The following is a 22,545-nucleotide window of genomic DNA, read 5'->3' on the forward strand; positions in this document are numbered from 1 at the left end:
TCTCAGAGGCTGAACCCACCATCCAGCGGAATAATATTCCCGGTCATATAAGCCCCCGCCGTACTCGCCAGACTGATTGCCAGCGCCGCCATCTCTTCCTCACGCCCCCAACGCTTCATCGGGATCAGCGCCGTGTCCTCGGCCAGTGCCTGCTGATCATTGCCGATGTGCTGGGTCATCTTGCTCGGAAACCGCCCCGGGGCGATGACATTGACGTTGATGTGCTGGCTCACCAGTTCCCGCGCGAGAATCCGTGACAGTTGATGCAATGCCGCTTTGCTCGGCCCGTAGGCATACGCCTGCTCGCCGAACGAAGAAATCCCCGCCACTGAACCGATGTTGATGATCCGCGCCGGATTCGCCGCCGACCCGGCTTTGCGCAGCAACGGCAGAAATTGCTGGATGCAGCTGAACACCGAGGTCACGTTGAGCTGCATGACCTTTTCCCAGCCCTTGACCGGATAGCTCTCCAGCGGCGCGCCCCACGTGGTGCCGGCGTTGTTCACGAGGATATCCAGATGGGTGATCTGCTCGCCCAAGCGCGCGGCCAGTTCCTGCACGCCTTCTTCCGTCGCCAGATTCGCCGCCACGCGGTGGCAAGTGCCCAAGGCACTGAGTTCTTGCGCCGTTTGATGGCAGGCTTCGGCGTCTCGGGAGCAGACGAACACTCGGGCGCCAGCCTCGACAAAGGCCTTGGCGATCATTTTGCCGATACCACGGGTGCCGCCGGTCACCAGAGCGGTGCGGCCTTGCAGGGAAAAGTACGGGTGCATGGCGAATCCTGAGGGCTAGGGATCAATACACCCTAGTCGCCAGCCGCAAAAAACGGAGCCACTATTTTCGAAGGGAATGAACGGTCATGCGCTGCGGTGGCGACCATCAGTCGCCACCGCAGAAGGGCATCAGTCCGGACGAACGCGCAGGGTCAGACCCTTGAGGAAGTTGCGCAGCAACTGATCGCCGCACGGGCGGTAGTTGGTGTGGCCGACCTTGCGGAACAGCGCGCTCAGCTCAGGTTTGGACACCGGAAACTCGGCCGCCTTGAGGATCGCGTGCATGTCGTCTTCTTTCAGTTCGAAGGCCACGCGCAGCTTTTTCAGGATGATGTTGTTGGTCACCGGCACCTCGATCGGCTGCGGCGGACGGCTTTCGTCCTTGCCACGCTTGAAGATCACCAGGCCATCGAGGAAGTGTGCGATGACTTCGTCCGGGCAGCGCACGAAACCTTCTTCGTCTTCTTCTTTCTTGTCGAGCCAGGTGATCACGTCGGCGAGGGTCACGTCCATGCCGCCGAGTTTGATGATCTCGATAACCTTCTTGTCGCTGATGTCGAGCATGTAGCGCACGCTGCGCAATACGTCGTTATGAACCATGTCGGTAATCCTGATAAGCGTTGTGGGCAGCGCGCGGGCGCGCTGCCGGAATGTGTGGCGGCAATGGAAGCGTCAGAACTTCTCTTTGCCGGACAGGTAGCGCCATTGGCCGACCGGTACTTTGCCAATCGAGACGCCGCCGATACGGATGCGGCGGATGCCGACAACCTTCAAGCCAACCGCTTCGCAGAACTGGGCGATGATGCCCGGCTGCGGGTTTTTCATGGCGAAGCGCAGGCGGTTTTCGTTCTGCCAACTGGCCTTGACCGGCGGCAGCTCCTTGCCCTTGTGGGTCAGGCCGTGCTGCAAACGGTTGAGGCCGTGGGCGACCATGTCACCTTCGACTTCAACGATGTATTCCTGCTCGATCTTGGCCGAATCGGCGGTGAGCTTGCGCAGAATCTTCCAGTCCTGAGTGAACACCAGCAGGCCGCTGGCCTTGGCCTGCAGGTCGGTGCTGGCGGTCAGGCGCAGGAAGTGGCCACGCAACGGGCGTTTGCTGTAGCGATGTTCTTCGCTGAGGGTTTCGGCGCTCAGGGTTTGCATCGCGCTGTTCGCATCCATGCCCGCCGGCACGTTGAGCAGAATGGTCACCGGCTCCGGCGCGGTGGCCTTGGCGGCCTTGTCGAGCTCCACCTTCTGGTCGCCGACCTTGAATTGCGGCTCGTCGATGACTTCGCCGTCCACGGTGACCCAGCCGCCCTCGATGAACAGCTCGGCCTCGCGGCGGGAGCAACCCACCAGTTCGATGAGGCGTTTGGAGAGGCGAATCGGGTCAGTCATGACAGGGCCGTAACAAAAAAGGGGTGGGCATTGTACCTGTGTGGCGCCGGTTAAGCCCGGTTCCATTTCACGGTGTTCTGTATACCTTGTGGGAGCTGGCTTGCCAGCGATGGCATCACCTCGGTATTTCTTGCAGACCGCAGCGCCCGCATCGCTGGCAAGCCAGCTCCCACAGGGTTTTATGGTGTGTCAGCCATTGCTGGTGCGCTGCTGGTTCTGCCGCAAGCGCATGTGCAGCAACGGATACGGCTGGCCCATGCCATCGACCTCCGAACGGCCGATGACCTCGAATCCTTGCTTGAAGTAAAACCCCAGCGCCTGCGGGTTCTGTTCGTTCACATCCAGTTCATCGGCGTTCAGATGCTGCAGGGCGTAATTGAGCAGCGTTTTACCCAGGCCCTGGCCGCGACGGTCGGGATCGATAAAGAGCATTTCAATCTTGCCTGCCGCAACGCCGGCGAAGCCGGTGATGCGTTGCTCGCGATCCTTGGTGCAGATCAGCATCACCGAGTCGAGGTAGCGGGTCAGCACCAGGTTGCGCAACAACTCGATGTAGCTGTCTGGCAGAAAATCATGGGTCGCACGGACCGAGGCCTCCCAGACCCGGGTCAGTTCCTGATAATCGCTGAGTTTCGGCGTGTGGATGCCCGAATGGTGACGCATGCCCGTCTGCCTCTTGTCCGTTTAAAGGGAGTCCGTCCCCCGCTAAACGATAGCCGTAAAAAAGCCCCGCATCTCGTAAAAAGAGCGGGGCCTTTGAATACAACACTATTCCCCTTGTGGGAGCGAGTTTGCTCGCGAAGGCGTTGTGTCAGTCGACATGTCGGGTGACTGATCCAGCGCTTTCGCGAGCAAGCCCGCTCCCACAGGTACTGGGTGATGCTTAGATTTGCTCAGCCCACAGATCATATTCGTCAGCGTCAGTCACTTTGCACCAGACCTTGTCGCCCGGCTTCAGATTGCTGCCATTGTCGATAAACACGTTGCCGTCGATTTCCGGGGCGTCGAAGAAGCAGCGGCCCACCGCGCCTTGCTCGTCGACTTCGTCCACCAGCACTTCGATTTCACGGCCGATGCGCATTTGCAGGCGTGCCGAGCTGATCGCTTGCTGGTGCGCCATGAAGCGATCCCAACGATCCTGCTTGACGTCGTCCGGAACGATCTCCAGATCGAGATCATTGGCAGGAGCGCCATCTACCGGCGAGTACTGGAAGCAGCCGACGCGGTCGAGCTGGGCTTCGGTCAGCCAGTTCAGCAGGTACTGAAAGTCTTCTTCGGTTTCGCCCGGGAAGCCGACAATGAAGGTCGAACGGATGATCAGGTCCGGGCAGATTTCGCGCCAGTTCTTGATCCGCGCCAGGGTCTTGTCTTCGAACGCCGGGCGTTTCATCGACTTCAGCACTTTCGGGCTGGCGTGCTGGAACGGGATGTCCAGGTACGGCAGGATTTTGCCGGCGGCCATCAGCGGGATCAGCTCGTCAACGTGCGGATACGGGTAAACGTAGTGCAGACGCACCCAGACGCCGAGGGTGCTCAGCGCTTCGCAGAGTTCGGTCATGCGGGTTTTCACCGGCGCGCCGTTCCAGAAGCCGGTGCGGTATTTCACATCAACGCCGTAGGCGCTCGTGTCTTGCGAGATCACCAGCAGCTCTTTGACGCCGGATTTGACCAGGCGCTGGGCTTCGTCGAGCACGTCACCGACCGGACGGCTGACCAGTTTGCCGCGCATCGACGGGATGATGCAGAAGCTGCAGCTGTGGTTGCAGCCTTCGGAAATCTTCAGGTAGGCGTAGTGACGCGGGGTCAGCTTGATGCCTTGCGGCGGCACGAGGTCGATCAGCGGGTTGTGATCCTGACGCGGTGGCACCACTTCGTGCACGGCGTTGACCACTTGCTCGTACTGCTGCGGACCGGTCACGGCCAGCACGCTCGGGTGTACGTTGCGGATGTTGCCTTCTTCCACGCCCATGCAACCGGTAACGATCACCTTGCCGTTTTCCTTGATCGCTTCACCGATCACCTCCAGCGATTCAGCCTTGGCCGAATCGATGAAACCGCAGGTGTTGACGACTACAACGTCGGCGTCCTGATAGGTGGACACCACGTCATAGCCTTCCATGCGCAGCTGGGTCAGGATGCGCTCGGAGTCGACCAGTGCTTTCGGGCAACCCAGAGATACAAAGCCAACCTTTGGATTGGCCGGCGCAGGAGTGGTGGACATGTCTAACCTCGGTATTTTGTGACATCGCTTTCTTGGTGCGAAAGCCGACGGACGGGCGCTTAGGGCGCGCCTCTGATCAAAAAGTGCGCAATTCTAGCGGCGGGCAACGCACTTGACCAGCTTTATGCAGGGAAATACGACGAGTGCTGCGCTATGCTTCGCGCCGTTGAGCTTTACCAATTTTTTACAGTCAACAAAACGTCTGTAACAACAGGTAAAACAGCGCATGCTGCACCACAAAGCATAGTGCTTCATTCAAGAAGCCGGTTCTGAGAAGTAGGAGTGTTGGATGGGTCAGGCAAGTAGTCATGCGGCAGGCGCCGAGGGTTCGGCCTCCAAGCCGCTGAGCATGCTGGTCGCGGCGGTCGGGGTGGTTTACGGCGACATCGGCACGAGCCCGCTGTACACCCTCAAAGAAGTGTTTTCCGGCGCTTACGGCGTATCGGTCAATCACGATGGCGTGCTGGGCATTCTGTCGCTGATCTTCTGGTCGCTGATCTGGGTCGTGTCGATCAAATACATGATGTTCGTGCTGCGCGCCGACAACCAGGGCGAGGGCGGCATCATGGCGCTCACCGCGCTGGCGCGTCGTGCGGCAGGGCATCGCAAAAAGCTGCGGTCGTTGCTGGTGGTGTGCGGACTGATCGGCGCGGCGCTGTTTTATGGCGACAGCATGATCACCCCGGCGATTTCCGTACTGTCGGCGATTGAAGGTTTGGGACTGGCATTCGATGGTATCGACCATTGGGTCGTGCCGCTGTCGCTGGTGGTGCTGGTGGCGCTGTTTCTGATTCAGAAACACGGTACGGCGCGGATTGGCATTCTGTTCGGGCCGATTATGGTCACCTGGTTCCTCGTCCTCGGCGCCCTCGGTGTGTATGGCATCAGCCACGCGCCAGAAGTGCTGCATGCGATGAACCCGATCTGGGCGGTGAATTTCTTCGTCGTTCATCCAGGCATGGGCGTGGCGATCCTCGGCGCCGTGGTGCTGGCGCTGACCGGTGCAGAAGCGCTGTACGCCGACATGGGCCACTTTGGTCGCAAGCCGATTGCCCGGGCGTGGTTCATCTTGGTGTTGCCGGCGCTGGTGCTCAACTACTTCGGTCAGGGCGCCTTGCTGCTGGAAAACCCGGAAGCAGCGCGTAACCCGTTCTATCTGCTGGCACCGAGCTGGGCGCTGATTCCACTGGTCGGTCTGTCGACGCTGGCCACGGTGATTGCCTCGCAAGCGGTGATTTCCGGCGCATTCTCCCTGACCCGTCAGGCGATTCAGCTCGGTTACATCCCGCGTATGTACATCCAGCACACCTCCAGCGACGAGCAGGGCCAGATCTATATTGGCGCGGTGAACTGGGCGCTGATGGTCGGCGTGGTCCTGTTGGTGCTCGGTTTCGAGTCCTCCGGCGCTCTGGCCTCGGCCTACGGCGTGGCGGTGACCGGCACCATGCTGATGACCACCATTCTGGTGTCGGCGGTGATGCTGCTGCTGTGGAAATGGCCACCGATCCTCGCGGTGCCGGTGCTGATCGGCTTCCTGCTGGTGGACGGTCTGTACTTCGCTGCCAACGTGCCGAAGATCGTTCAGGGCGGCGCCTTCCCGGTGATCGCCGGTATCGCGCTGTTTGTGCTGATGACCACCTGGAAACGCGGCAAACAACTGCTGGTCGAACGCCTCGACGAAGGCGCGCTGCCGCTGCCGATCTTCATCAGCAGCATTCGCGTGCAACCGCCGCACCGGGTGCAGGGCACGGCGGTGTTCCTCACCGCCCGCTCCGACGCCGTGCCGCATGCGCTGTTGCACAACCTGCTGCACAACCAGGTGCTGCATGAGCAAGTGGTGTTGCTGACCGTGGTCTACGAAGACATCCCGCGCGTTCCGCCATCACGACGTTTCGAGGTCGAAGCGCACGGCGAAGGGTTCTTCCGGGTGATCCTGCACTTCGGCTTCACCGACGAGCCGGACGTGCCGCAAGCCTTGAAGCTGTGTCATCTGGATGATCTGGATTTCAGCCCGATGCGCACGACTTACTTCCTCAGCCGTGAAACGGTGATTGCCTCTAAACTTGAGGGCATGGCGCGTTGGCGTGAGGCGCTGTTTGCATTCATGTTGAAGAATGCCAATGGGAATTTGCGGTTCTTCAATCTGCCGTTGAACCGGGTGATTGAGCTGGGGACGCAGGTGGAGATGTAAGCCTGCGCCTCAACTGAAAAGCCCCCGTCGGCCTTGTGGCTGGCGGGGGCTTTTTACTGCCCACATAAACCTCAAATCCAGCGCAAATCCCCTGTGGGAGCGGGCTTGCTCGCGAATGCGTCGTGTCAGTCGACATCTCCAGCGGCTAATCCACCGCCTTCGCGAGCAAGCCCGCTCCCACAAGAGTTTCGTGGTGTTACGTTCTATCAGGTCGCTCTTCTGATTCGGTTTTCGTCCGTGCAGGTCGTGGGATCAGCGCATGGATCACGTCATCAATCAAGGCCTTGCCCATCACCGTCAGGTAATGCGCAGCCCAGGCATGGCGGTCGGTGTCTTTGATGAAGGCCGCGTCCTCGGCGAAGGATTTGGCGAGGGATAGCAGGTCGGAGGATTGCGACAAGGCATTGAGGATCGGGATGCCGGAGCGGACGTTGAAGAACGCTTGATCCGAGTTGTAGAGGAAGGGGGTGAAGCCGATGGTTTTAAGATCTGATGGATTGTTCATTGTCAGTTCCCTTGATTTCGAGAGCTGCCGCATCCGATACCAAGCGAATGGGTGGCAGCTGTGCGCAGGTTGGTAAACCGGGGAATCAAGGAAACCGGCACGCCCGAAAGCGTCCCACGCACAGCTGCCATAACACTGGGGTACAGACGTGTAATACGCCTGAGTCGTGTCGGGTGCGCTGTTGCGCCTTATTCCACCGGGTTACCAAGCCCGATCGCTGAATGGGTCAGCGACGTCCGGAGAGTATCCCGTCAAAAAACAGCGCAATAGAGCGGCACAGCGTCCCAACAAGAGTTTCGGAGTTTGCCTACAAGGTCTGTGGACGTCATCCGATATTGCGAGACTGGAAGTAAACGATACTAAACGTCTGACACGAACCGACGTGTGCAAAGCATTCAGGTACGTATGACAGCATCAGCGCAACAAGAATCACAGGATGAACCGAAGGACCTTCGGCTCGAAAAGAAGGCCAGTGAACGATTGCTCATCTTTGATCTGGCCCAAGCAATCAGCCATGAAGATATGCGGGCAAGGTATGCAGCGATTAGTGATCGACCCAAGGGCTTGACGACCCGACCTTGTCAGTGAGACAAGTGTCCACGTTTTATGGAATGTGGACACTTGAGGTTTTGAGCTAAATGAAGAGTCAAGACATTTTACTTTTGTTCAAAATGGCCAGTCTCCACGCTCAGGAAGAGAATCTCTTGGGGGAGATGGAGGTCGAATCGAATTCGGACAGGGTCGAAGAGCTGCTCAGGCCCTATGTCGTCAGCCGAATGTCCGCAGGGGAGAGTGTGGCGAAGCCATTGGTTACCTATTCCACTGATGGGGAAGACACAGTCTTCCAGCGCCGCGAATTCGATTCGCCTTTCGCTGATGGGCCAGGCTGGGAGGGATGGGCGGAACCAGCATCTGATCCACCGCTGACAAGTTGGAGCGATCGGTACTCTCTGCGTGCGCTGTCTGCCTCTCTCGGACTGAGCAAAAGCGAAGTCTCAAATGCTCTCGCCCGATGCCGGGAATCCGGATTGCTCATCCATGACTACGACACCGGGCTTGCCAAAGTGCACCGCCGGGAGCTGCTGAAAATTATCGAGCACGCACTGAAGTACTTCTTCCCGGTCAAGCCTGGCGCGATGGTTCGTGGCATACCCACAGGCTTTGCGGCGCCTGCGCTGTCCAAAAGCATCAAGAGTGCGGGTGGTTTGATTCCGGTCTGGCCGGATGCGCAGGGAACCGAGCGAGGTCAAGCGATCGAGCCGCTTTACAAAACAGTGCCGGAAGCGGTGAAAAAAGACCGGATCCTTTACCACTATCTGGCGCTCGCTGATGCAATCCGTCTGGGTGGTCCGCGTGAGTGTGGTGTGGCAATCAGTATTCTGAAGGCAGGGATGGGGCTGAAATAACATGTCGTCAAACGCGGATCACAACTACGAGCTCATTGAGTTCGTGGCTGAAGGCTTGGGCGAGGCGTTTCTCGCCGAAGTTGCTTTTGTTGGCGGTTGCACAACCGCCATGCTGGTTACAGATACAGCCGTGCTGGACGACATTCGTTTCACTGATGACGTTGATCTAGTGATCGAGTTGGCCGGTGTCAGCGCCTGGAACCAACTCACCGAACGGCTGGCGGCCAAGGGATTCAAGATCACCGGTGAGGACGAGGTCAATTGTCGTTTTCGCTTCAATGACGTTGTCGTGGATGTCATGCCTTCCGACCCTGCAGTGCTCGGCTATGCCAACCGCTGGTTCGTCGAGGGGCTGGCGAGGGCCGATAAATTCACCCTGCCCAGCGGCACTGTCATCCAGATATTCCAGCCCACGTATTTTCTCGCGACGAAACTGGAAGCTTTCGCAGGTCGGGGAAATGGCGATCCTTATCACAAGGATGTCGAGGACATGATCATCTTGATCGATGGTCGGCCTGAGCTGTTGGAGGAGGTGCGCCAGACTGACAAGGACCTCAAGGCGTTCATCACAGAGGGAATCCACAAGCTGATGGCGCTCGATGGGGTTGGCTATGTAATCGAAAGTTCAGGCTCGGTGCAGGCGAATCCAGGCAGAGGGCAGATTATTCACAGGCGTATGAAAGCGTTGGCCAACGCATGAGATACCACTCCCGATCAATCACTGGGCAAGCCAGCAGGGCAAATGATGACTATGCCGGAGCGACCTGTGAGGGTGACAGTGGGATTTTTGTTGTCGCGGATGGCACTTCGAGGCGCGGCAGTGGACAGCTGGCTGAAAGCTTCGTAAACGGCGTGTTGGCGGCTCATTCCACACAGATGGAGCAGGGAGGCTATCCTGCAGAGCCCGCAGCTGTTGAGCGTCTATTGGGTTCAATACTGGCGGATTTTCATGCGTCGTTGCCTGCTGATCAGACGGGAGCCATCTGTTACCTGATTGGCTTGCTCGCTCATGGCCGACTCACCATTGCATACGAGGGAGACTGTTCATGCGGGATTGTGACGCTGGCGGGAGCCATCGAGTGGATTACGCCACCTCACTGCAAGGCTAATTGGCGACGCGATCGTTCGCACTGTGAATTGGCACAAGACCCCGCACGAAATTCGGTAACGCGATGTTTGAAGATCAATCGGGTTCCGAACCCTGATTTTGTTTGTTGTGCACTGGACGCTGTTGAGCGCTTGGTATTTGTGACTGATGGCTTTTGGGCGGACTTGACGCAAGCCCAGCAAAGCACTTTGTTGGCGGTGCCGGATAGCGACTTTAGCGTTGGCGACGATGATGTCACGTGGATAGATGTTCAGCTTGGCCAGCGAGACTGACGAGTTGCCTGAATTCAGCGCCATCCCTTGTAGGAGCGAGCCTGCTCGCGAAGGCGTAGTGTTAGTCGACGAATCTGTAAACTGACCCACCGCTTCGCGAGCAGGCTCGCTCCCACAGGGGATTTTCGTGGCTGCTGGAATGTAAAAAGCCCCCGCAACTGCGAAGTTGCGGGGGCTTTTGTGGGCGCGGCTCAGATCACTCTTCGGCGACCGAGTCCTTGCTCTGACGCTTCTCGATCAGATCCACCAAGCGCTTGGCCAGCGCGGGGTAGTTCTCGTCGAAGTGGTGGCCGCCGGGCAGTTTCACCGCTTCACCCACCGCAGTCTTGTCCGTGCAGCCGCTTTCATCCGTCTCTTCTTCACCATAGATGCACACAACCTTGGCCGGTGGCAGCTTGGCCATTTCCGGGCCGGTGGCGGCTTCTTTACCGGCGTTACCCAACCAGCCTTCGACTTCGATTTCGAAGCTGCCGGTGCGGGCGAAGGCCAGCAGGATGATGGCGTCGACGCGTTGCTGCTCGGTGTCCGGCAGGCGGTTGTAGATCGCTGGTAATACGTCGGCGCCGAACGAGTAACCGGTGAGGATGAAGCGTTTGGTGCCCCATTTCTGCCGGTAGTGCTGCATCAGTTCGGTCAGGTCCAGCGCGCTTTGCTCCGGGCTCTTGTGCTGCCAGTAGTAGCGCAGGGTGTCGATGCCGACCACCGGGTAGCCGATCTTGGCCATCTCGCCGGCCACGTCGCGGTCGAGGTCGCGCCAGCCGCCGTCACCGGAGAGGAACAGGGTCACGGTGTCCTTGGCCTGACCGGCCGGGACTTCCACCACCGGGATCGCCAGACCGCCGTTGGCCTTGTCGCCGCCGACGAGGATTTTGCGCAGTTCGTTGTTCAGCACTTGCGGCAGGTTGATGTCGTAGTCGCTGATGCTGGTTTCGGCGTTCGGCTGATCGCGCACGAAACCCGCGCTGGCATCATCCGGGTTGTCGTTCCATGCCACCAGCCAGTGACCGTGCGCGGCGGATTTCGGCAACAGATGAGTGCAGCCGGGTTTTTCCAGCGCCAGGTCCACGGAAATCGCTTGGGCCTTGTCGTCCTTTTGCTCGGACAACCAGCGCCAGGCCAGCACGGCGCCTGGGCCGATGCCGCTAACGAGTGTCGCCGGGCCGTTCAATTCGCGCAGACCGGTTTGCAGGGCGCGGCTTTGCAGCAGGCAGTCCTTGGGCAGAATCACCTGAACGATTTGCGCCGAGGCGCTGCGGCTCAGGGTGGTCAGTTGCTTTTCGGAGAGTTTCTGGTCGTCGTTGACCGCGACCAGCACCTGCGCCTTGGGCTTGGTGCCGGGGATGACACGGGTCAAAACGGTGCCGTCTGCCGCCGTAACAGGTTCGAGCGTTGGTTCCGGTGCCGGACGTTTGAGGTACCAGAAACCGCCGCCGGCAATCACGGCCAGCACGATCAGTGCGGCCAGGATGTACTTCAGGGAGCGTTGAATCATCAGCGTTTCACCAATCCAGTCAAGCCACCCGCGATCAGGGCAGCAGTGTCGGCCAGCGCCACCAGCGGATCGAGTCCGGCGGGCACGGCCATATAACGGGGTTCCCAGTCAGGCTGGAACTTGTCTTTGAAGCGGCGCAAGCCTTGGAAGTTGTACAGCTGCTCACCACGGCGGAAGACCATCGAGCCCAGACGCTGAGTCAGCGGTGCACCACGCCGGGGTTGCAACCCCGACAACGGCACCATGCCCAGGCTGAAGCGCGCGTATCCGTGACTCTTATAGTGTTGAATCAGGCCGACCATCATGAATTCCATGGTCAGTTTGGGCGCGTCCGGGTGTGCGCGCATCAGGTCGAGACTGGCCAGATCATGGCTGTAGGTCTCGAGCAGGTTGGCGAACGCCACCGGGCGGCCTTCGAAGCGAATCACCGCAATACGGAAATGCTTCAGGTAATCGTCGCTGAAACGGCCGAGGGAGAAGCCTTTCTCGCGCACGTTCTTGCCGGTCAGCCAGGCATCGGAAATCACTTTCAGCTCATCCATCGGCGCCTGACCGGGCTCATGGATTTCCAGCGACAAGCCGTCACGGGTGCCACGGTTCCAGGTGTAGCGCAGGTCCTTCATCTCTTTGCCCTTGGCTTCCAGGTCAAAGCGCTGCAGATCGACCCGGGCTTCTTCGCCCAGCTTGATCGCGGTCAGGCCGATGTCCATGTAGTACGGCAGGTTCTCCGCGCGCACCTGATAGAACACAGGGCGAGCGTGATGGATATCGCACAGGTCGCGGAATTGCCAGATCATCTCGGCGCGCTGCTGGCCGGGGCCGATCGGGTCGTACAGCGCCACCAGGCTGCGGCCACGGCGTGCGTACATCAGGAAGGCTTCGTCGTTCTGGTGAAACAGCAACGCCTTGTCACCGGTCAGCGCCAGGCCACCGTCGGGTTGCGACGACGCCATGAGGATTTTCGCGGCGCGATCGAGTTCGTCAGGCGTCGGCAGGTGAATGACCGGGCGCGCGGTGCGCAGCAGCCAGGTGAGGGCGATCACCAGCAGCAGCACGGCAGCGCCGAGCAGCGAGCGCAGGCCGCGTGGTGCGTCGGCGTCGAGAGTGAACTGCCACCACAACTGATGGCTGTACGGCACGTCTTGATAGGCGAACAGCAGCAGCCACGTCGAAGCGCCCAACACGCACAGACTGGCCACCAGATACAGCGGCGAGAACGGCAGTTCGGTCAGACGGCTCGGGCGATAGAACGAACGACGGAAAACACCCAGCAACGCGGCAGTGAGGGTCATCAAACAGGCTTCTTCCCAGTCGAAGCCTTTGAGCAGGGAGAGCAGGGCACCGACCAGCAACAGAATGGTGGTCAGCATCCACGCGGCCGACAGGCGACGGCGCAGACCCTGAGCGAGCATCAGGCACAGCACGCCGATCAGGCTGGCGCCGAAGTGCGAAGCGTCGACCAGGCGATGCGGGATCAGAAAACCGATGTGCTCCAGGCGCGTATCGATTTCAGGCGTGGCACCTGAAAACAGCAGCACCACACCGGAAAGGAACACCAGCACCGCCAGAATCGGCGCGGCCAGACCGGACGCCGCTCGCATGGTCTGAGTCTGGAACAGGCGCTGGCCTTCGTTGATCAGTAGCAGTACGCAAGCCACCAGCAGCGGCAGCACCACGTAGATCAGGCGATACAGCAGCAATGCAGCGGCCAGCGGCGCAGCGCCGAGTTTGTCGGCGAACGCTGCCAGCAGAATAGCTTCGAACACACCGACGCCACCCGGCACATGGCTCAGTACGCCAGCGGCCAGGGCCAGCAGGTACACCAGCAGGAACGCGCCGAATGGCGGCGCCTCAGGCAGCAACAGATAAAGCACGGTGGCGGCTGCCGCGACGTCGAGGGCGGTGATCACCAGTTGCAGGAAAGTCAGGCGGCGACCTGGCAGACGCAGGGTGCGGCGGCCAGCCTTGACCAGCAGGTTGTCACGATACGGTTGTTCCGGCAGACGTCGGCGATAGATGCCGATCATCAGGATGGCGCCGAGCAGCAACACGGTCACGGCCACAGTGCCGAGCAGGCCTTCCGAGAGGCCTAGCGCCTGGGAAGCGGCGGGCAGGTCACTCAGCGTCGCCAGAGCAGCCAGCGGCGGCAAGGCGCAGCCCAGCGACAAGCTGGCGAACAAGGTCATGTGCGCGACTTCCGACGCCCCCAGACCCAGTCGTGCATATAAACGGTAGCGCACCGAACCGCCGGACAGCAGCGACAGACCGATTGCATTGCCAATCGCAAACGCGGTGAATCCGCCCAGCGCCAATGTGCGCGGCGGCAAGGTCACGCCGGCATAGCGGCTGGCCGACCATTCGTAGCCGAGCAGAATAATGAAGCCGACCACGGTCGCACCGAAGGCGCCGATCAGAGCGGGTTTCGGTACGTCGAGAATCGAGTCGTGCAGGGCATCGAGATCGAGTTCTGCGAGCAGATGGCGACAGGCAATCAGGGCAATGGCGAACAGCAATAAAGTGACCGCCAGACCGATCGGTTGCCGGTATTTGCTCAACCGATCCAGCAAGCGTAAACGCTCGGGTTTGATCGGATGTTCCGCTGTGACGGTGTCTTGTGGATCAGACGAGTTGGCGCGCATCAATCACCTCTTGGATTGTGCGCGACAGGATGGAGGTATCCAGCCAAGTTACCAATCCCTGTAGAAAAAAATAATCACAAAATACTACGCCTCTCACCGGGTATCGGCGAGGGCAGTTCCTGGATTGCAGAGGCCTTGCCTGCGACTCAAGCATAGTCGCAAGTCAGCACTTCTGAAGATCCCAAGCGGTTCACTGCACAGTGACAGATCATTGTTGCGAAAGGACTTTTTCAACAGATACAAAAAAGGCCACTCTTTCGAGTAGCCTTTTTTGATGTTTGGTTGCGGGAGCCGGATTTGAACCGACGACCTTCGGGTTATGAGCCCGACGAGCTACCAGACTGCTCCATCCCGCGTCTGTGTGGCGGCATTCTACAGGCGAACGGCGAGGTGTCAACCGCTAATCCCGTAAAGGGTCAAATAAGTGTGCAATCGCGTCAAACGGTCGCAGGTGATGCGTTAAGTTTCGGAAATGCAACGAATTCCTGTTTGGCGATCCTTCTTTATAAGAAGAGGAAATCTACAAAACAGACGCGCACAAAAAAGGCCACTCTTTCGAGTAGCCTTTTTTGATGTTTGGTTGCGGGAGCCGGATTTGAACCGACGACCTTCGGGTTATGAGCCCGACGAGCTACCAGACTGCTCCATCCCGCGTCTGTGTGTCGGCATTCTACAGAGGAACGCTGGGGTGTCAACCCGCAATCTGGATAAAAACTGTTGAGGTTCAATCGGTTAGCGCTTTTCCCCGGGTGTTTTTCACGCTACAGGTCAGGCAGGACAAGGCTTTCAGCTCTATTGGCGGCCGCTCGTCGATTGAGAAAATAAATTCAAAGGACATTTCCTACCGCCTGGAAAGAACATTCATACCACTGGTGCTATATACAGGTGTCAGTGAGATACTGCCGATCCGGTTCGCCACGTTTCCTTTTCTGACATGACTCAGCGAAAAATCATCCACATTGACTGCGACTGTTTCTACGCCGCCATCGAGATGCGCGATGACCTGCGTCTGGCCGGCAAGCCGTTGGCGGTGGGTGGTTCGGCGGACCGGCGCGGGGTGATTGCCACCTGCAATTATGAAGCGCGGGCCTATGGCGTGCGTTCGGCGATGGCTTCGGGACATGCTTTGAAGCTGTGCCCGGACCTGACCATCGTCAAGCCGCGCATGGACGCCTATCGCGAAGCGTCGAAAGAAATACACACGATCTTCAGCGACTACACCGACCTGATTGAACCGCTGTCGCTGGATGAGGCTTATCTGGATGTTTCCGATAGCGCGCATTTCGGCGGCAGTGCCACACGCATTGCCCAAGACATTCGCCGGCGGGTCTCCAATCAATTGCACATCACCGTGTCTGCGGGCGTGGCGCCGAACAAGTTTCTGGCAAAAATCGCCAGCGACTGGAAAAAGCCCAACGGTTTGTTTGTGATCACGCCGGATCAGGTCGAAGACTTTGTCAGTGGTTTGCCGGTGAGCAAGTTGCACGGCGTCGGCAAGGTCACCGCCGACAAGCTGGGCAAGCTCGGCATCGTTGATTGCTCGCAGTTGCGCGAGTGGGACAAATTGGCGCTGGTGCGCGAATTCGGCAGTTTTGGCGAGCGACTGTGGAGTCTGGCGCGTGGGATCGATGACCGGCTGGTGCACAACGACAGTCGGCGTCAGTCGGTCAGCGTGGAAAATACCTACGACGTTGATCTGCCGGATCTGCGCAGTTGCCTGGATAAATTGCCAGAGCTGCTGGAAACCCTGAAAACCCGCATGGCGCGGATCGACAGCAGTTATCGACCGGGCAAGCCGTTCGTCAAAGTGAAGTTTCATGACTTTACCCAAACGACACTGGAGCAGGCCGGGGCAGGGCGGGACCTGGGCAGTTATCAGTTGATGCTGACGCAGGCGTTCAATCGCGGCGGGAAACCGGTGCGGTTGTTGGGGGTTGGGGTGAGGCTGGAGGATTTGCGCGGCGGGTTTGAGCAGATGGAGTTGTTTGAGCGTTAATTTTTCGGTGTGTGTCAGGGCCTCTTCGCGAGCAGGCTCGCTGCCACATTTGGAATGTATTCCACCCTGTGGGAGCGAGCCTGCTCGCGAAGCTTTTAGCTGTTAATTCGGGCCTGGGTCCGCCACCAGACGCCCGGCATCCCTGGTCAGCGACTTGAGAAACTCAGCCTGCAACTCAGGATCGTTACGCGTCAGTTCGATCAGGCTCTGTTCCAGCTCGCTGGCTTCTTCTTCCAGACCCAGTTCCGACAGGCGTTTGACCCGGTGTACCCACTGGCTCACTTCGTCGTCTTCCAGGTCGTCGTAAATCAGCCCGTGCGCTTCCAGCAACTTGCCACGCAGATGACTGCTGATCATCAGCGATGAGTCCGAGTGCACGTCATCCTTGGCGTCTTCAACGCTGATCTGCAATTTGCCGACATGATTGAGATCATTTTCGGCAAACGGACTGTCGAGCAGGTTCAGACGCAGCACACCGTTACGGTCGGTGGTCATGTCAAAGGTCTGCTTGCCAGCCTTGACCTGCACCGGACGCTCGCTCCACGGCAGGCTCGAATACTCCGTGCGCTTGTCGCGCTGGACTTCATCGATGCCGGCCAGGTTCTGTTGCGCGCGACCGTTGGACTGCACGTTCATGAACGGGTTGAGCCCGGCAAAACCGTAACTCAGCCAGTCTCTGGTCACGCTGTCCGGCAGATTGCCGAGGGCGAATACGTTAACCACGTTCGCGCCGACGCCGCCGACCACCGCCACGGCACCCAGCGGAATCTCGTAGATTTCCCGCCAGGGCTGGTAAGGCGTGTACCGGTCGTAACGCCGAGTGACTTCGAACTCGGTGACTTCGAAAGTCTTCTGCTCGTTGATCTTCACGCGTCGCTGCGGCAGCTCAAGCTCCTTAGGCTCGCCGACATCAATCTGCAGGCTGTGATCGAGCAATTTTCGCTCGACCCGCTCTTCGTGCTCGCTGCGCTGTGACATGTGGTTGGCACAGCCGCTGACCAGCAGGGTGCCGCACAGGGCGGCACCACCGAGGCCTAAGGTGTTTCGCTTGAACATGACGTCTCTATCTGGTTTCAGCGGCGGATACGGGCCTGAAGGAAGGACAATACGTCGGCCACCGGCAATGCTTGCGCTTCGCCTTCGGTACGGCTCTTGTATTCCAGGTTGCCTTCGGCGAGGCCGCGGTCGCTGACCACGATCCGGTGTGGAATGCCGATCAGCTCCATGTCCGCGAATTTGATGCCTGGGCTGGTTTTCTTGTCGCGATCGTCCAGCAGCACTTCGAAACCGGCCGCCGTCAGTTCTGCGTACAGCTTGTCGGTAGCTTCGCGAACCTGCTCGGTTTCATAACGCAGCGGTACCAGGGCGATCTGGAACGGCGCCAGGGTGTCGCTCCAGATGATGCCGTTCGCATCGTTGTTCTGCTCGATTGCGGCGGCTACCACGCGGGATACGCCAATGCCGTAGCAACCCATTTCCAGGGTCACAGGCTTGCCGTTCTCGCCCAGCACTTCGCACTTCATCGCCTTGCTGTACTTGTTACCCAGCTGGAAGATGTGTCCGACTTCGATGCCGCGTTTGATTTCCAGCGTGCCTTTGCCATCCGGGCTTGGGTCGCCGGCCACCACGTTGCGCAGGTCAGCCACGGTCGGAACCGGCAGATCGCGCTCCCAGTTCACGCCGAAGTAGTGCTTGTCGTCGATGTTCGCGCCGATACCGAAGTCGCTCATCAGTTCGACCGAGCGGTCGATGATGATTGGCAGCGGCAGGTTCAGCGGGCCGAGCGAGCCGGCGCCGGCGCCGATGGCGTCACGCAGTTCGGCATCGGAAGCCATGACCAGCGGGCTGGCCACGCCTGGCTGCTGGGCAGCCTTGATTTCGTTCAGTTCGTGGTCGCCACGGATGATCAGGGCAATCAGCTTGCCTTCTTCTTCCGCATGCACGATCAGGGTCTTGATGGTCTTTTCAATCGGCAGATTGAATTTTTCCACCAGCGCGGCAATGGTCTTGGTGTCCGGGGTGTCGACCAGACGCAGCTCTTCAGCCGGTGCTGGGCGGGACGTTTCCCGTGGCACCGCTTCGGCTTTCTCGATGTTCGCCGCGTAGTCGGAGCCGTTGCTGAAGACGATATCGTCTTCGCCGGACTCGGCCAGTACGTGGAACTCGTGGGAGCCGGCGCCGCCGATCGAGCCGTTATCGGCTTCAACCGGACGAAATTTCAGGCCCAGACGGGTGAACACGTTGCAGTACGCCTGGTGCATGCGGTCGTAGGTGACCTGCAGCGAAGCCTGATCGGCGTGGAACGAGTAGGCGTCTTTCATGATGAACTCGCGGCCGCGCATCAAACCGAAGCGTGGACGGATTTCGTCACGGAATTTGGTCTGGATCTGGTACAGATTGATTGGCAGCTGTTTGTAGCTGCTCAACTCGTTGCGCATCAGATCGGTGATCACTTCTTCGTGGGTCGGTCCCGCACAGAAGTCGCGACCGTGGCGGTCTTTGATGCGCAGCAGCTCAGGGCCGTATTCTTCCCAGCGCCCCGATTCCTGCCACAGCTCGGCCGGTTGGGTGCTCGGCATCAACACTTCCAGAGAGCCGGCAGCGTTCATTTCTTCACGAACGATGGCTTCAACCTTGCGCATCACTCGCAAGCCCATCGGCAGCCAGGTGTACAGGCCCGAGGCGAGTTTGCGGATCATGCCGGCGCGCAGCATCAGCTGGTGGCTGATCACGACCGCGTCGGAAGGCGTTTCTTTCTGTGTGGCGAGCAAAAATTGACTGGTGCGCATGGTTGGCCGTTGTCGGTTGCTATGACTGGAAATGACGGAGCAGTGTACCGGCGAGTTTTGCTGACGTACAGGCGTGCGGCCGGTGGAGAGGTTCAAGGGCGGGATTCCTCCCGCCGTTGGCGAAATGTCTTACGACTCTTCGGCAACCGGTGTCGGTACCGGCTCGGGCTTGGGCGTGGGGCCCTCGCGGCGGCTTTCCTGGAACCAGTGCAGGGCGATCAGCACCAGCGTCGGCACGCCGAGCAGGGCGGTGATCAGGAAGAAGTTGTGATAGCCGAACTTCTCCACCATCACCCCGGAGTAGCCGCCGATCAGGCGCGGCAACAGCAGCATGATCGAGCTGAGCAGGGCGTATTGCGTGGCGGAGAACTTCAGGTTGGTCAGGCTCGACAGGTAGGCGACGAATGCCGAGGTCGCAAGGCCAGAGCTGAAGTTGTCGAGGGAGATGGTCACCACCAGCATCTGCAGATTCGGGCCCATGTCGGCGAGCATGACGAACAGCAGGTTGGTGGCGGCCGAGGCCGCACCACCGATAAACAGAATCGGCAGAATGCCGAAGCGCACGATCAGCAGGCCGCCCATGCCGGCGCCGACCAGCGTCATGATCAGGCCGAAGATCTTGCTGACGCTGGCGATCTGGTCTTTGGTAAAGCCCTGGTCGATGTAAAACACGTTGGCCATCACCCCCATGACCGTGTCCGACATCCGATAGGTGGCGATCAGCCCGAGCAGCAGCAGCGCTTGCCAGCGGTAGCGCAGGATGAAGTCGTTGACCGGCGTCAGTACTGGCGCCAGTCCACGACGACCCATGGCTGACAGGCACGCCCAAGTGAGCAGGGTGTAGAGAATGGCGCGCAGGAAGGCACGGTCTTCGAGCAGCAGGTCGAGCGGACTGACGCCTTCGAACAGCACACTGGCGAAGTCGGTATTGTAGAGCTGAGTGAACATCGCCGGCACGGACACCAGCAACACGATCAGTACGAACACCGACATCAATTGATGCATGAAGGTGTAGCGGCCCGCCTGCAATTGCGTACGTAGCGGCACCGGCGGTTCGCGCATCAGCAGGGTGGTCAGCAAGGCAGGGATCATCAGTGCGCCGAACAGCGCGTAGGTGCCAGCCCAGGCTGAGTGTTGATAATTGAAACCGGTAGAGCCGAAGCCTTCAGCGAAGAACAAGGCGCCAGCGGTGGCGAGCAGGGCGGCGACGCGGTAGCCGGACATGTAACTGGCAGCCAGCGCGGCCTGGCGGCTGTCGTCGGCGATTTCCAGACGATAGGCGTCAACCGCGATGTCTTGGGTGGCGGAGGCGAAGGCGACGACAACGGCAATGGCGATCAACCAGGACAGATGCTTCTGCGGATCGCAGAAGCCCATGCCGATCAGGCCGAGGATCACCAGTGATTGCGAAAGCACCAGCCACGAGCGGCGACGGCCAAGCTTGCCCAGCAACGGCAGGCGCCATTGGTCGAGCAGTGGTGACCAGACCCATTTGAACGCGTAGGCCAGGCCGATCAGGCTGGCGTAGCCGATGGTTTCACGGGCCACACCGGCTTCACGCAGCCAGACGGAAAGCGTCGAGAACACCAGCATGTACGGCAGGCCGGCGGCGAAACCGAGCAACAACAGCACGAGCGTCGAAGGACTGGCATAGGCGGCGAGCGCGGCGCGCCAGGTTTTACGGGGCATGGGCTGAAGTCTGCCTCAAGATTGCGAAAACAAAGCGCGCACTCTAACCGCTGTGCTCTACCGGACGCCAGCCATGGCGCTGAATATCCACACGATTGTTCAGGACGGCGATGCCTTCCATGCGTAACCGTGCTCGCTGTTCATCGCCAGATGGGCTACCCACCGGCAAGCTGATCCGACCGCCGGCGCCCAGCACTCGGTGCCAGGGCAGCCTGGTATCGCCGGGCAATTGGCTCAAGGTACGGCCGACCCAGCGCGCGGCGCGCCCCAACCCGGCCAGTTCAGCCAATTGACCATAGCTGACCACTTTGCCTTCGGGCACTTGCGCGAGCGTCGAGTAGAGCGCCGTGCGTCGGATTTGCGCTTCGCTCTCGCCTTCATGGATCGGGTCTGTCACCTACACGGTTCCTGAGCATGAGTCGGTTAATGGCTTAAGCGTAATCCCTCATCGCGCGGATGAGAAATGAACTCAATAGAAATAGTTCGGTCAGTCCTTGTCATGGTCTTATTCCTACGGATAATGCCGGCCTTTTTCGCAAACTTGAGCCTCCGATTTGCTTATGTTTTCCAGAACCTTGCTGTGCCTTGCTGTTTTCAGTGCGTCCACGCCCTTGCTTGCCGATACCGTCTGGTTGAAGAACGGTGACAAGTTGAGCGGCAAAATTACCGTGTTCGATGGCGGCAAACTCTTGGTTCAGACCCAATACGCTGGTGCGGTCTCGATCGACTGGAAAGAGGTCAAGACCCTGGAAAGTGACCAGGAGTTGCTGGTCAAGCAGGATGCCTATAGCGGCGAAAAGGCCAAGTCGCTGACGGCTGCCGACGATGGCAAGGTCACGCTGGCCAACGGTGAAGCGCCGAAAACCGTGGAGCTGGCAAGCATTCAGCAAATCCTCAAGCCCAAACCGGTGGTCGAGGATCTGGTGTGGAAGGGCAATGTCGATCTGGCGCTGGATTACCAGCGCGCGGAAAAAGACACCGACGATTACGACATCGGCTTCAAGACTACGGCGCGCCACGGTCGCTGGCGGCACACCGCCGAGGGCGAATACAACCGTGAAGTGCAGGATGAAGTGACCACCACCGATAACTGGCGCGCCGAGTACGCACTCGATCGCTTCCTGACGGATAAGTGGTTCTGGCAAGGGCGCCTGAATTACAAGCGTGATCACGTTGAGGAGCTGTCCCGTCAACGAGTCGTCGGTACGGGTCCGGGTTATCAGTTCTGGGATGACGAATTGGGGGCGTTCTCGCTCGGCTCGCTGTTGAACCGTACCGACTATCAATACAGCGATGGCAGCAAGGACAACTTCTATTCCGTTGCGATGAAGTGGGACTACAACCGCTACCTGATCGGCAAGAAGGTCGAGTTCTTCACCAGTGGCGAAGTCGGCAAGCCATTGTCCGGCGTAGCTGACTATGCGCTGGATGCCGAGCTGGGCTTGCGCTACAAGGTCACCGACTGGGCGTCGCTGAACCTGAAAGCGGAGCGCGACATCATCAGTGGCACCAACGATGCGGATTTGAACAAGACCCGTTACACCGCAGGGTTTGGCGTGGCCTGGTAAGGCAAAAACAAAAAAATCGCAGCCTGCGGCAGCTTCTACAGAAATCAATGTAGGAACTGCCGCAGGCTGCGATCTTTTTTTGCGCCTGAAAAACAGACGCCCACAAAAAAGCCCCGCTTTTAAGGGCGGGGCTCTTTTCTAAAGAAGCTACAAGTTAGATAACTTGTACTTCTTCAGCTTGCATGCCTTTCTGACCGCGGGTAGCGATGAAAGAAACCTGTTGGCCTTCTTTCAGGCTTTTGAAGCCGTCGGATTGGATAGCTTTGAAGTGAACGAACAGATCGTCACCGGATTGTGGAGTGATGAAGCCGAAGCCTTTTTCATCGTTGAACCACTTAACGGTACCGGTTTGGCGATTAGACATGGTGTAACTCCTTGAACAAAGATAACTGCGACTCAGGAAGAACCCTGGCCGAGACTGAGTGCAAAGAGCAGGAAAAATTCTTGTAGATGGTTGGATCGAAATTCAACATATCGTGTAGAGATTCTCAGTGACACAAGCAACACAGTGAC

The 22,545-nt window shown here is 59.1% G+C and carries 19 protein-coding genes and 2 tRNA genes; 6 read left to right on the forward strand and 15 right to left on the reverse strand.

Annotation, left to right across the window (positions count from 1 at the left end):
* Positions 1-2 precede the first annotated feature (2 nt).
* From CKW18_RS11490 to rimO, 5 genes are all read right to left on the reverse strand, one after another.
* Positions 3-773 (reverse strand): SDR family oxidoreductase, encoded by a 771-nt coding sequence (locus tag CKW18_RS11490; protein ID WP_095188902.1) that lies wholly within the window; start codon positions 771-773, stop codon positions 3-5.
* Positions 774-902: 129 nt separating this feature from the next.
* Positions 903-1,373, reverse strand: a complete 471-nt coding sequence (locus tag CKW18_RS11495) for a DUF1456 family protein (protein WP_095188903.1) — start codon at positions 1,371-1,373, stop codon at positions 903-905.
* A gap of 72 nt (positions 1,374-1,445) precedes the next feature.
* On the reverse strand, positions 1,446-2,156 hold the full coding sequence (locus tag CKW18_RS11500) for an rRNA pseudouridine synthase (protein WP_095188904.1): 711 nt from the start codon (positions 2,154-2,156) through the stop codon (positions 1,446-1,448).
* 189 nt (positions 2,157-2,345) lie between these two features.
* Entirely contained in the window at positions 2,346-2,819 is a 474-nt protein-coding gene (locus CKW18_RS11505; RefSeq protein ID WP_095188905.1) for a GNAT family N-acetyltransferase, read from the reverse strand.
* A 220-nt stretch (positions 2,820-3,039) separates the two neighbouring features.
* Entirely contained in the window at positions 3,040-4,377 is a 1,338-nt protein-coding gene (gene rimO / locus CKW18_RS11510; RefSeq protein WP_095188906.1) for a 30S ribosomal protein S12 methylthiotransferase RimO, read from the reverse strand.
* A gap of 349 nt (positions 4,378-4,726) precedes the next feature.
* On the opposite strand from rimO, the gene CKW18_RS11515 reads away from it, so the two are divergent.
* A complete protein-coding gene (locus tag CKW18_RS11515) occupies positions 4,727-6,568 on the forward strand; it encodes a potassium transporter Kup (protein ID WP_371857626.1) in 1,842 nt (613 codons plus the stop codon).
* Between the two features lie 196 nt (positions 6,569-6,764).
* Here CKW18_RS11515 and CKW18_RS11525 read toward each other — a convergent pair whose 3' ends face one another.
* Positions 6,765-7,073 (reverse strand): DUF3077 domain-containing protein, encoded by a 309-nt coding sequence (locus CKW18_RS11525; RefSeq protein WP_095188908.1) that lies wholly within the window; start codon positions 7,071-7,073, stop codon positions 6,765-6,767.
* Positions 7,074-7,711: 638 nt separating this feature from the next.
* Between CKW18_RS11525 and CKW18_RS11535 the strand changes: the two genes are divergently transcribed.
* The 3 genes from CKW18_RS11535 to CKW18_RS11545 are packed head-to-tail and all read left to right on the forward strand — an operon-like array spanning position 7,712 to position 9,859.
* Entirely contained in the window at positions 7,712-8,479 is a 768-nt protein-coding gene (locus CKW18_RS11535) for a MarR family transcriptional regulator (protein WP_095188910.1), read from the forward strand.
* 1 nt (position 8,480) lies between these two features.
* A complete protein-coding gene (locus CKW18_RS11540) occupies positions 8,481-9,179 on the forward strand; it encodes a hypothetical protein (protein ID WP_095188911.1) in 699 nt (232 codons plus the stop codon).
* Positions 9,176-9,859, forward strand: coding sequence for a serine/threonine protein phosphatase (locus CKW18_RS11545; RefSeq protein ID WP_095188912.1), 684 nt, complete (start codon positions 9,176-9,178; stop codon positions 9,857-9,859). Before CKW18_RS11540 ends, CKW18_RS11545 begins: the two co-directional genes overlap by 4 nt.
* 196 nt (positions 9,860-10,055) lie before the next feature.
* Here the strand turns inward: CKW18_RS11545 and CKW18_RS11550 are convergent, their stop codons facing one another.
* The 4 genes from CKW18_RS11550 to CKW18_RS11565 all read right to left on the reverse strand — a co-directional run bounded on the left by CKW18_RS11550 (position 10,056) and on the right by CKW18_RS11565 (position 14,644).
* Entirely contained in the window at positions 10,056-11,351 is a 1,296-nt protein-coding gene (locus tag CKW18_RS11550; RefSeq protein WP_095113867.1) for a virulence factor family protein, read from the reverse strand.
* Positions 11,351-13,990 (reverse strand): bifunctional lysylphosphatidylglycerol flippase/synthetase MprF, encoded by a 2,640-nt coding sequence (mprF, locus tag CKW18_RS11555; protein WP_095188913.1) that lies wholly within the window; start codon positions 13,988-13,990, stop codon positions 11,351-11,353. The genes CKW18_RS11550 and mprF overlap by 1 nt, the downstream gene beginning before the upstream one ends.
* A 279-nt stretch (positions 13,991-14,269) precedes the next feature.
* Positions 14,270-14,346: transfer RNA gene (locus tag CKW18_RS11560), tRNA-Met, on the reverse strand.
* 221 nt (positions 14,347-14,567) lie between these two features.
* Positions 14,568-14,644 (reverse strand) — tRNA-Met (locus CKW18_RS11565).
* 280 nt (positions 14,645-14,924) lie between these two features.
* On the opposite strand from CKW18_RS11565, the gene dinB reads away from it, so the two are divergent.
* Positions 14,925-15,986, forward strand: a complete 1,062-nt coding sequence (gene dinB, locus CKW18_RS11575; protein WP_095188915.1) for a DNA polymerase IV — start codon at positions 14,925-14,927, stop codon at positions 15,984-15,986.
* Between the two features lie 102 nt (positions 15,987-16,088).
* Here the strand turns inward: dinB and CKW18_RS11580 are convergent, their stop codons facing one another.
* The 4 genes from CKW18_RS11580 to CKW18_RS11595 form a co-directional block, all read right to left on the reverse strand.
* A complete protein-coding gene (locus CKW18_RS11580; RefSeq protein ID WP_095188916.1) occupies positions 16,089-17,042 on the reverse strand; it encodes a hypothetical protein in 954 nt (317 codons plus the stop codon).
* A gap of 17 nt (positions 17,043-17,059) precedes the next feature.
* Entirely contained in the window at positions 17,060-18,775 is a 1,716-nt protein-coding gene (locus tag CKW18_RS11585; RefSeq protein WP_095188917.1) for a proline--tRNA ligase, read from the reverse strand.
* 129 nt (positions 18,776-18,904) lie between these two features.
* Entirely contained in the window at positions 18,905-20,464 is a 1,560-nt protein-coding gene (locus CKW18_RS11590) for an AmpG family muropeptide MFS transporter (protein WP_095188918.1), read from the reverse strand.
* A 43-nt stretch (positions 20,465-20,507) separates the two neighbouring features.
* Complete coding sequence (locus CKW18_RS11595; protein WP_095188919.1) at positions 20,508-20,861, reverse strand: MGMT family protein; 354 nt, start codon at positions 20,859-20,861, stop codon at positions 20,508-20,510.
* A gap of 163 nt (positions 20,862-21,024) precedes the next feature.
* On the opposite strand from CKW18_RS11595, the gene CKW18_RS11600 reads away from it, so the two are divergent.
* Positions 21,025-22,032: a DUF481 domain-containing protein gene (locus CKW18_RS11600; protein ID WP_095188920.1), complete on the forward strand. Its 1,008-nt coding sequence runs from the start codon at positions 21,025-21,027 to the stop codon at positions 22,030-22,032.
* A gap of 154 nt (positions 22,033-22,186) precedes the next feature.
* Here CKW18_RS11600 and CKW18_RS11605 read toward each other — a convergent pair whose 3' ends face one another.
* Positions 22,187-22,396 (reverse strand): cold-shock protein, encoded by a 210-nt coding sequence (locus CKW18_RS11605; RefSeq protein ID WP_002554837.1) that lies wholly within the window; start codon positions 22,394-22,396, stop codon positions 22,187-22,189.
* Between the last annotated feature and the right edge of the window lie 149 nt (positions 22,397-22,545).

The sequence above is a fragment of the Pseudomonas sp. Irchel 3E19 genome (genome assembly GCF_900187585.1).
Taxonomy (GTDB): Bacteria; Pseudomonadota; Gammaproteobacteria; order Pseudomonadales; family Pseudomonadaceae; genus Aquipseudomonas; species Aquipseudomonas baetica.

Coding starts and splice junctions, on each gene's coding strand:
- CKW18_RS11600 (WP_095188920.1), top strand. CDS start 21,025: ATGTTTTCCAGAACCTTGCTGTGCCTTGCTGTTTTCAGTGCGTCCACG.
- CKW18_RS11540 (WP_095188911.1), top strand. CDS start 8,481: ATGTCGTCAAACGCGGATCACAACTACGAGCTCATTGAGTTCGTGGCT.
- mprF (WP_095188913.1), bottom strand. CDS start 13,990: ATGCGCGCCAACTCGTCTGATCCACAAGACACCGTCACAGCGGAACAT.
- CKW18_RS11550 (WP_095113867.1), bottom strand. CDS start 11,351: ATGATTCAACGCTCCCTGAAGTACATCCTGGCCGCACTGATCGTGCTG.
- rimO (WP_095188906.1), bottom strand. CDS start 4,377: ATGTCCACCACTCCTGCGCCGGCCAATCCAAAGGTTGGCTTTGTATCT.
- CKW18_RS11515 (WP_371857626.1), top strand. CDS start 4,727: ATGCTGGTCGCGGCGGTCGGGGTGGTTTACGGCGACATCGGCACGAGC.
- CKW18_RS11500 (WP_095188904.1), bottom strand. CDS start 2,156: ATGACTGACCCGATTCGCCTCTCCAAACGCCTCATCGAACTGGTGGGT.
- dinB (WP_095188915.1), top strand. CDS start 14,925: ATGACTCAGCGAAAAATCATCCACATTGACTGCGACTGTTTCTACGCC.
- CKW18_RS11590 (WP_095188918.1), bottom strand. CDS start 20,464: ATGCCCCGTAAAACCTGGCGCGCCGCGCTCGCCGCCTATGCCAGTCCT.
- CKW18_RS11505 (WP_095188905.1), bottom strand. CDS start 2,819: ATGCGTCACCATTCGGGCATCCACACGCCGAAACTCAGCGATTATCAG.
- CKW18_RS11605 (WP_002554837.1), bottom strand. CDS start 22,396: ATGTCTAATCGCCAAACCGGTACCGTTAAGTGGTTCAACGATGAAAAA.
- CKW18_RS11545 (WP_095188912.1), top strand. CDS start 9,176: ATGAGATACCACTCCCGATCAATCACTGGGCAAGCCAGCAGGGCAAAT.
- CKW18_RS11585 (WP_095188917.1), bottom strand. CDS start 18,775: ATGCGCACCAGTCAATTTTTGCTCGCCACACAGAAAGAAACGCCTTCC.
- CKW18_RS11535 (WP_095188910.1), top strand. CDS start 7,712: ATGAAGAGTCAAGACATTTTACTTTTGTTCAAAATGGCCAGTCTCCAC.
- CKW18_RS11490 (WP_095188902.1), bottom strand. CDS start 773: ATGCACCCGTACTTTTCCCTGCAAGGCCGCACCGCTCTGGTGACCGGC.
- CKW18_RS11525 (WP_095188908.1), bottom strand. CDS start 7,073: ATGAACAATCCATCAGATCTTAAAACCATCGGCTTCACCCCCTTCCTC.
- CKW18_RS11495 (WP_095188903.1), bottom strand. CDS start 1,373: ATGGTTCATAACGACGTATTGCGCAGCGTGCGCTACATGCTCGACATC.
- CKW18_RS11580 (WP_095188916.1), bottom strand. CDS start 17,042: ATGTTCAAGCGAAACACCTTAGGCCTCGGTGGTGCCGCCCTGTGCGGC.